Genomic DNA, 13,104 nt, shown 5'->3' on the forward strand with positions numbered 1-13,104 from the left:
GGGCGGCCTCCTACAGACCTCCGCAGGGTTGATCGACGTTGATATGCTCCGGGCGATCCATGGGATGCGCAAGCCGGACAAGCTGCAGCATCCGGAGATCGCGCCGCACTGACCCGGCGATCAGCCCAGATCGGGCGCGATCTCCACCACCAGGCCGTCCAGCGCCGGGCCTAAGGCGATCTGGCAGGAGAGCCGCGACGTGGGCCGGCGCTGCTCGGCACCGTCGAGCAAGGCATCCTCGTCGTCGCTTATCGGCGGCAGCAGCGCGGCAAAGGCGGGATCGACATAGACGTGGCAGGTCGCGCAGGAGCAGCAGCCGCCGCAAAAGGCCGGCAGCGACTCGAAGCCGGCGTCGCGGATGATCTCCATCACGCTCAGTCCGTCCTGCGCCTCGACAACGGTCTGCGCACCCGCGGGCGGGGTTACCAGCAATTTCAGCATGTCTTCACCTTGAACGAAGGGGAACGGGAGGCGCGTCGCAGCGCCTCCCGCGGGAGAAAGGGGATGTCCGGCGGAGTGCCAGCGATCAGTAATGGATGCGGAAGTCGATCCCGACCCGCCGCGGCGTCAGCACCGATCGGGCATAGTAGCGCTCGACCACGCCGGTGCGCGCCTGATTGTACGAGCTGATGTCGTTGCTGATCGCGGTATAGGCGTATTTGTTGAAGATGTTGTCCGCGAACAGGCCGACCTCGAACATCCTGCCGCGATAGGTGACCGAGGCACGGTGCGTCATATAGTCCGGGATCGCCTCCCCGTTGCCGCGCAGGCCGACGCGCGAATAGATGTCGCCCATATAGGTCGCCGCCCAGGTCGCCTCGATCTCGCCGCCTTGCGCCAGCGGATAGGTATAGGTCAGCTGCGCGCTGCCCGAATGCTTGGCCGAGCCGGGCAACCGATCGCCGTTCTTCGCGTCATAGCGCACGCCCTGGCTGACGACGAGACTGGCGACATCCTCGGTCAGGTGCGCGTCGGTATAGGAATAGGTGCCCTGCAGGGTAAGCTGCGGCAGGACCTTGAAGGAGCCGGTAAACTCGATCCCCTTCGATTCGGCCGCGCCCGCATTGGTGGTGATGCCGACGGCGCCGTTCACCGTCTGGCTGGGCACCTGCACGTCGCTCCACTCCACCCGGAAGGCATCAAGGGTGAATTGCAGCCGCTTGTCGAGCAACGACCCGCGCACGCCGACTTCGATGTTGCGGGTCTTGTCCGGCCCATAGACGAGCTCGTTCGGCAGCGCGCAGACATTCTGACCCGGCGGCAGCGGCACGACGCAGGGCGCCACGCGATTCACGCCGCCGATGCGATAGCCGGTGCTGTAGGTGGCATAGGCCATCAGTTCCGGACTGAACTTGTACGAGGTGTTGGCCTTCCAGACGAAACCGTCGTCGCCGGTGCTGCCGGAACGCACGCGGCTGGGATCGAACTGGATCAACGGATAGGGCGTGCGGGTCAGCCCCCCGCCGAACAGCGGCGTGTCCGTGCCGCCGGTCGCGGTAGCGTCGTACTTGAAGTAGCGCAGGCCGCCCGTCACCTGCCAGGCGGACGTGACGTGCAGCGAGGCTTCGCCATAGACCGCCTTCTCCACCGTCTTGGTATTGACGAAGGAGATATATTCGAGGTCGTCGGGCCGGTTCACGCCGGCGAACGCCGCGAAGCCGGGCGTATATTCCTGGCGGTCGCTCGCATATTTCAGCCGGTTGTAGAAGCCGCCGATCACCCAGTTCACCGGCCCGCCATGCGAGGAGACGAGACGGACCTCCTGGTTGAACTGCTTGTACTTGCGATGGTTGTTGGCGAAGGACGAGAAGGCCGGAAATGCCTCATAGCCATAGTTCAGGTCGAGCAGCAGATCGGTGTTGTCGTCGACATTCTCGATCTTCTGTTCGGTATAGGCGGTGGTGCTGACCAGCTGCGCCACGTTGAACAGGTTGAGGTTGAACTCGGCCGAGAACAGGTCCGCGCTGCGGTGGAACGGCTCGAGATAGCGCCACGGCCCTTCATAGTTGCCGGTGCCCAGCACGCCCGCGCCATTGGCCTGACGGCCGTTGGTCTTGGTATCCTGGTGCGCGTAGGTGAGGTACAGTTTCAGGTTCGGGTTATATTCGAGCAGCAGCGTGTTGCGCGTGGTGAAGGTGTGCTCGAAATTGACGTCGTCTGCGCGCTTGAAATTGGCGGCATAGTCCTTGAGCGTGCCGAGCGAGCCTTGCGCCGCGGTCGTCCCGCGCACCGGCTGCGGATCGGAAACCCCGGGCCGCTGCAACATGTAGTTATAGTCGATGAAACCGGCATTGTCGTAATAGCCGACCACCGATCGCAGCGCGACATGGTCGCTGAGGATCGGCACGTTGACCACGGCATCGCCGGTCCGCCCGAAGTCGCTGCTGTGCGACTGGGCATAGCCGCGGCCGTGCAGATCGACCGAGAAGCGGCTGGTGTTCGGCCGGTTCGGAATATAGCGCACCGCGCCCGCCAGCGTACCGAGACCGTACAGCGTGCCCTGCGGCCCGAGCAGCGTTTCGACACGGGCGATGTCGATCAGCTTGAAATCGAGATAGAGCGGAACTTCGCCCAGATAGACGCCGACGGCGTTGTTGGCGTCCGATCCGGTGGCGCTGGTATCGCCCGAGGAAAGGCCGCGCAGCACGATGTTGCCGGTGCTCGCCGGGCCGGTGTCGACGATGGTGAGGCCGGGCGTGAAAGCGGCCAGTCCGCGCACATCGTCGATACGCTGGCGGGTCAGCATCTCCTCTGAGACCGCGCTGATGTTGATCGGCGCATCCTGCAGCGTGACGCTGCGGCGGCTGCCGGTGACGATGATCTCGTTGGCGCTGCCGCCGGTCTGCTCCTGCGCCTGTGCCGGCGCGGCGCCGGCACCCTCGGTCTGCGCCGCCGCGCGGGTTGCGCCGAAGCTTGCGAGAACGGTTGCACCCAGCAACGCCGCGCGGGAAATCGATCGTGCCACCCTAGCCCCCTTTTTGTTATCCGGTCCCTGGCCGCCGGTTGGTGCGGCGGGCTTCTACGCTCAGACTTTGGGTAAAAGCGGCGGTTCGCCATGGGGCGTTTGACGTACCGCACCGCAGCATTCCCGAACGGGGACGTACGCAAAAACGCCGCGCACCCTCAGCAGGCGCGCGGCGTGTGCACAGCAACGCTGCGATTATTGCGCGGCGCCGGCCCCCTCGGATGCCAGGCTCCACCAAGACAGCGTGTGGACGTCATGCGCGCTGGTCCACAGTCCCGTTCCGGCGAAGCGAAGCGCACCGCTGCCGCTCGCCTTGCCCAGTCGCGCCAGGATCGTAAGCGATATGGGATCCACCTTCACGAAGGTCTGGTCGGCGGTGGTCCGCAACCATACCGCGCCCCCGCCGGTATCGATATCGCCGTAGAGCAGGTCCGTGCCCACCTTCACCCGGCCCGAAACCTCCACCGTGGCGGGATCGATCCGCGCAAGCGTGCCGTCCCCCTGTTCCTGCACCCACACCGCGCCTTCGCCCGCGGCAAGGAAGCCTGGCTGCTTGCCGAGCTTCGTGCGGCCGGTCACCGCGTTCGTGACTGGGTCGATTCGCTGGAGGGATTGCTGGCCGCTGCTCACCGCCCAGAGTGCGCCCAACCCAAAGGCAAGATAATGCGTGCCCGGATCCACGGCGATCGATGCGACGACGCGATTGTCCGCCGGATCCACGCGCGCGATCTTGCCGGCATTGTCGCTCGCCACCCAGATGGAACCCGCGCCCGCGACAACGTTCAGTTCGCCCGCCGGATTGGCGATCCCTGTGGGAATCACCGCCAACAGCTTGGCGGTCTTGAGGTCGATTCGATTGAGCGTGCCTTCCTTGCAATCCGCTACCCAGAGCGCGCCGTCGGCGATCGCCATCGCGCCGCAAGGATGCGTCATCGCCACTTCGGCGAGCTTGCCGGTGCGTGACCAGCGTTCCACCCGCCCCTTGTTGGTAGCCCAGACGCTGTCGCCATCCACCGCGAGGAAATCGGCGAAACCCGGCACGGCGAGCACCTGCGCTTCCTTGGGTTGCGGATCGGCAGCAGCGGGCGCAGCGGAGAGCAGCATGGCGAGCATCGGGATCCAGGCCATCGCGCTCAGCCTGCCGCCACGTCGGTGGTGATCGTCGAGCGCTGCTTCAGCCGCGCGAGGATCGGCTGGAATGGAAACAGCCATTGCTCGCGGATCGACAGCCGCCGCCGCTCGTCCTGCCCGACGACCGAGGCCTCCCCCTCCTTGAAGGTGCCGAAGATGCGATCGAGCAGGATCAGCGAGTTGCCGTAATTGCAGCGCGTGTCCTCATAAGGCACCGAATGGTGCAGGCTGTGGTGGCGGATCGTGGTGAACACGAAGCTGTACCAGATCGGCGGGTCCGAACGGACATTGGCGTGCGCGAAACCCGACACTACGCCCAGCACGCTCACCGCGCAGAAGATCGCGGTCAACTGCACATCGAACAGCGCCACGACGCTGAGACTGATCAGGAACAGCTCGATCGGATTGCCGACAAAGCCCTTCGCCGCATTAAGCTGGGTAATGTGATGGTGCGGTGCGTGGGTCAGCCAGAAGGGCGCCGAATTGTGCATCAGCCGATGCATCCAGTATTGGCCGAACTCGATCAGGAAGATCACCAGCGCGACCTGCGCCAGGAAGGGCCAGTGCATCAGCCACGGCGTCGCGATGCCCAGCGACTGCTTGAGCGCGAGCAGCGGTGTATCGGCAAGCGCGCGGGAAACCCAGGAAATGGCGGTGGAGCCAAGCACCACATAGAACAGATCGGTCCAGAACTCGCGCCAGCTCATCCGCCAGCCGGCATGCCGCTCGAACACGAATTCAAGCCCCTGGATGAACAGGGTAATCAGCGACGAGACGATCACGATCGTCCAGGGATTGGCCAAGATGGCCGCGGGCGCGAACGCCCAGAAGCAGACGACCGCCACCACGGTCATCGGCGGAATCAGGTTCACGAGCCCTTTGGTCATATGCTTTTTCGTCCCGATCGCTGGCGAAGCGGTGCCCAACGGCCCGCTTCTGCCTCTTTCGATCGGGAGCCTATGCAGGCGCGCGCGCCGGCACAGGTGTCCGAATGACGTAGCGGGCCCGAAGCCTCTGGCCACGCAGCCGTTTCAGGGCATGCGCAGCCGGAAAAGCGCCGCCCCGGGCCGGATCAGCGAAGCGCTGCGACCTGCACGCCGCGAGGCTTGGCCGCCTGGGCGACACGCGATTCGATCTGGGTGCGGACCTGTTCGGCTACATCCGCGCGGCAGGCGCGGGCCCGCGCTTCGAGATCGGGATGGATGGTGGCGAGATTGTCGCCGCACACTGCGCGCGCAGCCTGATCCACGCGCGTGGCGAGGCGCTGCTGGCCATCGGCAGTCGCGAGATCGAGGCCGGCAAGGGTTAGCGTCGCGGAGGGCTTGCCGAAGCCAGTGTCGGTGGTGCCGGCGAAAGCGGCAGTGCTGATCGAGAGAGCGGCGGCGGCCGCGACGAGCATCTTCATGGCAATCTCCTGCAACCAAACGCCGCCTCAACCGAGCGGTTGCAGCGCATCTAGTCACAGAAAACACGGACGGCAAGTAAATTTACACCGAACAACCGACGATACTTCGGAAGCATCAACCTATCCAAAGTCCCGCAATGCAGCAACTGGTTATTACACTCTTATCGCTTCTTCATACGAAAACCCAGGACTCTCCTGTTATTACACATCAACGCGCGCGTACTACCAGCGAGGCCAACTCGGTCGCGTGACCCAGCAGGCCGACCGGCAGTCGCACCTTTTCGTGCTGCTCAATCTGGCCATGCGCGTCGATGACGGCGACCGCGAGGCTTCGGGTATAGGGGAAGGCCCATTCCCGGACCGTCGCCACAGGCACCCGAACTTTCCAGCTTCTGCCGCCACTTGCCGGGACCAAACGATCGTTGATGCGGATCGTGGACGCCGTCGTGCTGCGCGCGCCGCGGATCAGCAGACAGTCCCCGGCGTCGCAACGGACCAGCTTGGCGCTGGGCAATGTCCCGGCATGTGCGGCAGGTGCCGCGAGCAGGGCGGTAGCCCATAGAAGGCGTGAGCGGAATCCCATGCCCGCAACGCTGGCGCTGCGCGCCGCAGCGCACCATGAGGCGTTTGACGTACGCGCCCTTTAGTCGACCGCAATCCCGCGCGCTTGGAAATAGGCGGCAACCGGCGCCAGCACGGCCTCGTGCCGCCGCCATCGCGCGACCGAATCGCGGTAAATCGGGCGACGGACCTGCGCGGCACTGGGGGTAGAAACCGCTCCACCCTGCGCGTGGAAATCGAGGCAGCGATCCGACCAGTCGAGCCCGCAATGTGCGAGCAGACGGCGCGTCGCATCTTCCTGATCGGCGACGATGTCCTCGTAGCGAAGCTCCAGGATGCGCCCGGGCAGCGCCGTGCGCCACAGGGCCATCAGCCGCTCGAACCCGGCGACATAGGCGGCGATGTCGAGCAGGTCGTAGCTATAGTCGTAGTAGCGCGAGCTGATCGCGAACAGGTTGCGGAAGTTCGCCAGCACCGTGTCCATCGGGTTGCGGCGCAGGCAGACGATCGCCGCGTTGGGCAGCGCCCGCGCGGCGACGCCGGCATAGTGGAAATTGCCTGGGAATTTGTCGACGAAACGCCGCTCGGGCATCCGCCGATGATGCGCGGCGCGCGCCAGATAGTCGCGGCCGATCGCCCCCAGATCGCTGTTCGCCGCGGCATGCAGCGTCTCCGGATCAAGCACCGTGCGGCTGCGCGTGCCGGACGCCGCCTTCACCGCCAGCGGGAACGCCTGGAGCTCGCCGACGCTTTCCACCCTTGGGTGCGCGGCGAGGATGCGGTCGACCAGCGTCGTGCCGGTGCGTGGCATGCCGATGATGAGGATCGGCGCCTCGACAGGTGCGTCCGCAACCGGCGCAGCGGCGAAGGCCGGCCAGCTTCCCACGACCGCCTCCACGATTCCTGCGTCGCGCGCCGGATCGTAGCCGAGTGCCGCGCGGTGTTCGGCATTCACCTCCAGCAGGCACGCCAGCGCCTCGTCGCCGCGCCCGATATCCTCCAGCTCCTTGGCGAGCGCATAGCCGGTGAGCAGCCGGTCCGGGCCTCGCGTGCGCAGCTTCGCAGCCTGGAGTCTGACGACATGATTGCGCTCCGGCGCCTGCTTGCGCAGCCCGGCGAGCAGATGGTGCGCGCGCGCATCGTCGGGGCTGCGCGCGAGCAGCGTTTCCAGCGCCGCTTCGGCATCATCGACGCGACCGAGGAAGCTCAGCGTCGCCGCGTGGTTGTAGAGGAACTGATCGTTTTCCGGCGCCAGCGCCACCGCGACGTCGAAGTGCGGAAGTGCGGCCTCATGGTCGCCGAGCCGGGCATAGACGCAGCCGATGGTGTCGCGCGAAAGCGCGTCCGCGGGCGGGTCCGCCTCCGCCGCCACGAGCTGGGCAGCCGCATCGCCGTCGCGCCGGACCAGCGTGTAGAGCCGGGCGAGCTGCGCGCGATATTCGCCGCGCGGGGCTTCCGCCACCGCCGTCTCGATCTGCCGGATCGCCTCGCCGATCCGGCCCCGCTCCGCCGCGATCACGCCCAATAGGAAAATGGCATCGGCGGAAGGCAGCGCCGCCGAGGCCAGCCGCGCTGCCGAGTCGAGATCGCCTTGCTCCAGCGCCGCCCGCGCCGCCGCCGCGCTCATCCGGCGAGCGTCGCCACGGCGATGGCCGTCGCCGACGCGCGATTCTCGACACCCATCTTCTGGAAGATCTGTTCGAGATGCTTGTTCACGGTACGCGGGCTGATCTCCAGGATCTCGCTGATCTCGCGGTTCTGCTTGCCCCGGCTGAGCCACACCAGCACCTCCGCCTCGCGCGAGGTGAGGCCGTGGCGCTCGGCGAGGACGCGTTCGGCATCGCCTTCGCGCTTCTCGGTCAGGCGGAACAGCCATTCGCGCGCGCTGGTCTGGCGGAGAAAGCTGCACTGCAGCGTGCTGTTGCCGATCTGCAGCGTCGCCTGCGCGCCGGATGGCACCGCCGGATCCTGCAGACGCCGGACGATCGCGGCGAGTTCGTCGGGCAGGTCCAGCGCGCGCGGCGACCAATCGGGGAACAGCCGCTCGATCGTATCGGCGGCGAGCGGCGTCAGCCAGCCCGTCTGTCCCTCGGCATCTACCGCGAAAGACGGCCTGCCCGCTGTGTCGAGTGCAAGCTGACTGCTCTGCGCGATTCGGGCGTTGGCAAGGTGCACCGAAACGCGCGCCAGCAGCTCGTCGACCACGATCGGCTTGTGGACATAATCGACCGCCCCGGCGTCGAGCCCGCGCACGACATGCTCGCTTTCGGTCAGTCCGGTCATGAAGATCACCGGCACATGGCGGAAGCGGCCGTCCTGCTTGATCCGCCGCGTGGTGCTGAAGCCGTCGAGCCCGGGCATCACCGCGTCCATCAGGATCAGGTCAGGCGTGCCATGCTCCAGCAGCTCCAGCGCGGCGAGGCCATCGATCGCGATCAGCACGGTCATCCCCGCCTGCTCCAGCGTCGCGGTGAGGAAGCGGAGCGATTCGGGGGTGTCGTCCACCACCAGGATCGTGGCGCCGGGATCGCTAGCCGACATCGTCGAGCGTCCTTGCCAGCCCGCGCAGATCGAACGCCTCCAGCATCGGCCGCAGCCGCGCGACGAGATCGGCGCTTTCGGGGACGTCCCTCTCCAGAGTCACGAGTGTCGTTTCGATTCCACGCACATGCCCGAGCTTCATAAAGCGGCGCAGCGCATCGAGATAGGGTGCGGCCGACTCGGGCAGTGCCATCGGTGGACGGGGCGGCGCGGCGGCCGCTTCGGCATCCTCGACGATCCAGTCGAGCCCCAGCTGGCGGGCGATCATGTCGAGCAGCGCATCGAGATCGACCGGCTTGGTGAGGAAGGCGTCGTGCGCGCGGCGGCCGTCGCGACCGGCATGGAATTCATGCGCATTGGCCGAGACCATCACGATCCGCAGGGCGGGGCCAAATCGCGCGCGGAGCTGCTCGGCGACATCCCAGCCGCTGGTGCCCGGCATCTGGATGTCGAGCAGCACGAGATCGGGCGAGCAATGTTCGGCAAGCGCGAGACCTGCGGTACCGCCGCTCGCCTCGAACACCGAGAAGCCGAGCGGGCGCAGCAGATGGTTGACCACCGTGGTCTGCGCCGGGCTGTCGTCGATCACGAGGATCGTCTTCTGCGGTCCCTGATAGCCGGTGACGCGGCGATAGGCGGCCGCACCCGCCGGCGCCTCGATCGGCTCGGGCAGGAGCAGGCGGAGCAGGAAGCTGCTGCCCTTGCCCAGCTCGCTCGTCACCGTCACCTCGCCGCCGAGAATGCGCGCCAACACGCGGGTGATCGCCAGGCCCAGGCCAATACCCGGCTGCATCACGGTATCGGGCGCGCGACCGCGCTCGAACGGCTCGAAAATGCGTTCCAGGTCCTCGGGCGGAATGCCCGGACCGGTGTCACGCACCTCGATCGCCGCGCTCTGGCTGCGATAGCGCACCGTGAGCGTCGCGCCGCCCTGCTCGGTATATTTGATCGCGTTGGACAGCAGGTTGATCAGGATCTGCCGCAGCCTTTTCTCATCGGTGCGGACATAGGCGGGCAGCCGCCCTTCGACCACATAGTCGAGCGACAGCCCCTTGGCCGAGGCCTGGACGCGGAACATCTCCACCACCTGGTCGAGCAGCGCGGGCAGCCGCACCAGTTCCTGCCGCACCTGCAGCACGCCGCTTTCGACGCGCGAGATGTCGAGCAGGCCCTCGACCAGGTTGGTCAGATGCTCGGCCGAGCGGCGGATCACCCCGCCCGCCTCGCGCGGTGGAATCGAGTCGCCGCGTTCGAGCAATTGGGCATAGCCATAGATGGCGTTGAGCGGCGAGCGGATCTCGTGGCTGACCGCGACGAGGTAGCGCGTCTTGGCGGCATTGGCCGCTTCCGCTGCGTCCTTGGCCTTGGCCAGCGCCGCTTCGGTTTCCCGGTGGGCTGCGATCTCGGCGCAGAGCCGCTCGGTCTGCGCCCGATTCGCCTCCTCCGCGGCGCGGTGGCCCGCGCGCGCCCTCAGGAACAGCCGGACAAAGGTCGCGGCGACGGCGAGCGCGAGCCCCAGGCAGATCGTCCCAAGAATGCGCGCCATCGCCATGCCGCTTCAGCCCCTTCGCCTGCAAGGACGCGCGGCGGCGGCGCCCCGAAACCGGGGCTCGTCAGTGCCTGAATGACGCATTGCAGCATCACGATTTGGGGTGACACATGCCATACGACATGCCTATAAGTCGTATTACTGGATTGAGCAAACGTAATATCGGGCGCGACCATCCGGCGGCTGAAATTCGCGCTTTCTCGCGCTGCGAAGATGGGGGTCGATCATGGCAAAATGGGTATCGAAGGCGCGGATCGCAGTAGCGGCGGCGGCGATGCTGGCGACGGCGTCGTGCGGCGGTAGCGGCAGTGCACCAAAGGCGCGGACCGAGTTCAATATCGGCTGGTCGATCTATGCGGGCTGGATGCCCTGGCCCTATGCCGAACAGGCCGGCATCGTGAAGAAATGGGCCGACAAATACGGCGTGAAGATCCACTTCACCCAGGTCAACGATTACGTCGAATCGGTGAACCAGTTCAACGCCGGCAAGCTCGACGGCGTGACCGTCACCAACATGGACGCGCTCACCATCCCCGCCGCGGGCGGCAAGGATACCAGCGCGATCATCCTGGGCGACTATTCGAACGGCAATGACGGCATCGTCCTCAAGAACGCCAAGAGCCTGGCGGACATCAAGGGCCGCACCGTCTATCTCGTCGAGCTGTCGGTCTCGCACTATCTGCTCGCGCGCGGCCTCTCCACGGTCGGGCTGCAGCTCTCGGACGTGAAGACGGTCAACACCTCGGACGCGGACATCGTCGGCGCCTTCGCCAACCCCGCCGCCACCGCCGTCGTCACCTGGAACCCGCAGCTGACCGAAGTCGCCAAGCTCCCCGGCGCGACCAAGGTGTTCGATTCGAGCCAGATCCCCGCCGAGATCCTCGACCTGCTCGCGGTCGACACCGCGACGCTCAAGGCCAATCCCAACCTCGGCAAGGCGCTGGCAGGCATCTGGTACGAGACGATCCAGCTGATGCAGAAGAAGGACGCCGCTGGCGCCGCCGCCCGCGCGGCGATGGCCAAGCTCGCCGGCGCGACTCCGCAGGCGTTCGACGCGCAGCTCACTACCACCCATCTCTACGGCACGCCGCAGGATGCCGTGGCGGCGGTCAAGTCGCCGGCGATCGGTGCCACCATGGTGAAGGTGCGCGACTTCAGCTTCTCCAAGGGGCTGTTCGGCCAGGGTGCCAAGTCGGCGGATGCGATCGGCATATCGGTGCCGGGCAAGACGATCGGCGACGCGAACAACGTGAAGCTGCGCTTCGACCCGACCTATATGGAGCTGGCCGCGGCCGGCAAGCTCTGAGGACGGTTCGCGCATGCGCTGGGTGAACATCCGTCCCCGCCGCCGCACCGGCTGGCTGCTGGGGAGCCTGCCGCTGCTGCTGGTGGCGATCGTCTACCTCTTCGCCTCGGCAGCGCGGCATGCCGAGAACCCGTCGGACAAGCTGCTGCCGACGCCCGGCGCGATGGTCGAGGCGATGCACGGCCTGCTCGCCCAGGCCGATCCCTTGAGCGGGCGGCTGATCTTCTGGGCGGACACCTTTGCCAGCCTGGAACGGCTGGGCATGGCGCTCGGCATCTGCGCGCTGTCGGCACTGCTCGTCGGCATGGTGCTGGGCGTGCTCCCCGCCGCCCGCGCCACCTTCGGCGCCTTCGTCACCACCATCGCGGTGATCCCGCCGATCGCGCTGCTGCCGGTGCTGTTCATCGTGTTCGGGCTGGGCGACACCGCCAAAGTCGCGCTGATCGTCATCGGCGTCACCCCCTTCCTGATCCGCGACCTTGCCGACCACATCACCGCCATCCCCCAGGAACAGCTGATCAAGGCGCAGACGCTCGGCGCGAGCAGCTGGCAGCTGGCCCTCCGCGTCGCGCTGCCCCAGGCACTGCCGCGGCTGATCGCCGGCATCCGCCTCTCGCTGGGGCCGGCGTGGGTGTACCTGATCTCGGCCGAGGCGATCGCGTCGGACGTGGGGCTCGGCTACCGGATCTTCCTCGTGCGGCGCTATCTGTCGATGGACATCATCATCCCGTACGTTGCCTGGATCTCGATCCTCGCCATCCTGATGGACGTGGCGCTGGCCCAGCTCAGCAAGCGCGCCTTTGCCTGGGCGCACGGAGCCGGCCGATGAGCGCACTCCTATCCTTCCAGAATGTCTGGCTCGAATATGGCGACAAGGTCGTGCTGGAGCGCGTCGAGCTCGACATCGCCGAGCGCAGCTTCGTCTCGATCGTCGGACCTTCGGGCGCGGGCAAGAGCAGCTTCCTGCGGCTGGCACTCGGCCAGGAACGCCCCACGCGGGGCAAGATCCTGCTCGACGGCACGCCGCTGCCCGGCGAATGCGGCCCCGATCGCGGGGTGGTGTTCCAGCGCTATTCGGTGTTCCCGCACCTGACGGCGCTGCGCAACGTGATGTTCGAGCGCGAATGCGTCGGTGCGCCGCTAACTGCCCGGCTGTTCGGCGCCGCCCGCCGCCGCGCCCGCGACGAGGCCGCCGCGATGCTGGCGGAAGTGGGCCTGGGCGATGCGCTCGACCTCTACCCCGCCCAGCTCTCGGGCGGCATGCAGCAGCGGCTCGCCATCGCCCAGGCGCTGATCGCGCGCCCCCGCGTGCTGCTGCTCGACGAGCCGTTCGGCGCGCTCGATCCCGGCATCCGCCAGGACATGCACCGGCTGATCCTCAAGCTGTGGGAGGAGCATGCGCTCACCGTGCTGATGGTCACCCACGACATTTCCGAGGCGTTCAACCTCGGCACCCGCGTGCTCACCTTCGACAAGCGCCGCGTCGATCCGCACGCCCCGCACCGCTTCGGCGCGACCGCCGTCTACGACCTCCACCTCACCCGCAAGCGGCGCGAGGCGATTGTCGAGGCGCAGCAAGAAGTATTACGATTGACAGAATCAGTAATAACCGGGAAAGAGGAATCACTGTGAAGGAACCCTCCTCC

The 13,104-nt window shown here is 66.7% G+C and carries 12 protein-coding genes; 3 read left to right on the forward strand and 9 right to left on the reverse strand.

Annotated features, from left to right (window positions below; translation table 11 throughout):
• Nucleotides 1–120 precede the first annotated feature (120 nt).
• The 9 genes from A7X12_RS20860 to A7X12_RS20900 all read right to left on the reverse strand — a co-directional run bounded on the left by A7X12_RS20860 (nucleotide 121) and on the right by A7X12_RS20900 (nucleotide 10,149).
• The gene (locus A7X12_RS20860; RefSeq protein WP_064313366.1) at nucleotides 121–441 is read right to left on the reverse strand and encodes a 2Fe-2S iron-sulfur cluster-binding protein; all 321 of its coding nucleotides are present in this window, start codon (nucleotides 439–441) and stop codon (nucleotides 121–123) included.
• 85 nt (nucleotides 442–526) lie between these two features.
• On the reverse strand, nucleotides 527–2,965 hold the full coding sequence (locus A7X12_RS20865) for a TonB-dependent receptor (RefSeq protein ID WP_064313367.1): 2,439 nt from the start codon (nucleotides 2,963–2,965) through the stop codon (nucleotides 527–529).
• 195 nt (nucleotides 2,966–3,160) lie between these two features.
• A complete protein-coding gene (locus A7X12_RS20870; protein WP_064313368.1) occupies nucleotides 3,161–4,093 on the reverse strand; it encodes a Vgb family protein in 933 nt (310 codons plus the stop codon).
• Between the two features lie 5 nt (nucleotides 4,094–4,098).
• A complete protein-coding gene (locus A7X12_RS20875; protein WP_064313369.1) occupies nucleotides 4,099–4,983 on the reverse strand; it encodes a sterol desaturase family protein in 885 nt (294 codons plus the stop codon).
• A gap of 185 nt (nucleotides 4,984–5,168) precedes the next feature.
• Nucleotides 5,169–5,501 (reverse strand): UrcA family protein, encoded by a 333-nt coding sequence (locus tag A7X12_RS20880; protein ID WP_084445841.1) that lies wholly within the window; start codon nucleotides 5,499–5,501, stop codon nucleotides 5,169–5,171.
• A 208-nt stretch (nucleotides 5,502–5,709) separates the two neighbouring features.
• On the reverse strand, nucleotides 5,710–6,084 hold the full coding sequence (locus A7X12_RS20885; protein WP_064313370.1) for a hypothetical protein: 375 nt from the start codon (nucleotides 6,082–6,084) through the stop codon (nucleotides 5,710–5,712).
• A 60-nt stretch (nucleotides 6,085–6,144) separates the two neighbouring features.
• Nucleotides 6,145–7,689 (reverse strand): tetratricopeptide repeat-containing sulfotransferase family protein, encoded by a 1,545-nt coding sequence (locus A7X12_RS20890; RefSeq protein ID WP_064313371.1) that lies wholly within the window; start codon nucleotides 7,687–7,689, stop codon nucleotides 6,145–6,147.
• Complete coding sequence (locus A7X12_RS20895; RefSeq protein ID WP_064313372.1) at nucleotides 7,686–8,603, reverse strand: response regulator transcription factor; 918 nt, start codon at nucleotides 8,601–8,603, stop codon at nucleotides 7,686–7,688. The genes A7X12_RS20890 and A7X12_RS20895 overlap by 4 nt, the downstream gene beginning before the upstream one ends.
• Nucleotides 8,593–10,149: an ATP-binding response regulator gene (locus tag A7X12_RS20900; RefSeq protein WP_232318627.1), complete on the reverse strand. Its 1,557-nt coding sequence runs from the start codon at nucleotides 10,147–10,149 to the stop codon at nucleotides 8,593–8,595. The genes A7X12_RS20895 and A7X12_RS20900 overlap by 11 nt, the downstream gene beginning before the upstream one ends.
• A gap of 229 nt (nucleotides 10,150–10,378) precedes the next feature.
• On the opposite strand from A7X12_RS20900, the gene A7X12_RS20905 reads away from it, so the two are divergent.
• The 3 genes from A7X12_RS20905 to A7X12_RS20915 are packed head-to-tail and all read left to right on the forward strand — an operon-like array spanning nucleotide 10,379 to nucleotide 13,090.
• Nucleotides 10,379–11,458 (forward strand): putative urea ABC transporter substrate-binding protein, encoded by a 1,080-nt coding sequence (locus A7X12_RS20905; RefSeq protein WP_064313374.1) that lies wholly within the window; start codon nucleotides 10,379–10,381, stop codon nucleotides 11,456–11,458.
• 13 nt (nucleotides 11,459–11,471) lie between these two features.
• Nucleotides 11,472–12,287: an ABC transporter permease gene (locus A7X12_RS20910; protein WP_064313375.1), complete on the forward strand. Its 816-nt coding sequence runs from the start codon at nucleotides 11,472–11,474 to the stop codon at nucleotides 12,285–12,287.
• Nucleotides 12,284–13,090, forward strand: coding sequence for an ATP-binding cassette domain-containing protein (locus tag A7X12_RS20915; RefSeq protein WP_064313376.1), 807 nt, complete (start codon nucleotides 12,284–12,286; stop codon nucleotides 13,088–13,090). Before A7X12_RS20910 ends, A7X12_RS20915 begins: the two co-directional genes overlap by 4 nt.
• Nucleotides 13,091–13,104 lie beyond the last annotated feature (14 nt).

Origin of the sequence: Sphingomonas sp. TDK1 (assembly GCF_001650735.1) — a bacterium.
GTDB lineage: Bacteria > Pseudomonadota > Alphaproteobacteria > Sphingomonadales > Sphingomonadaceae > Sphingomonas.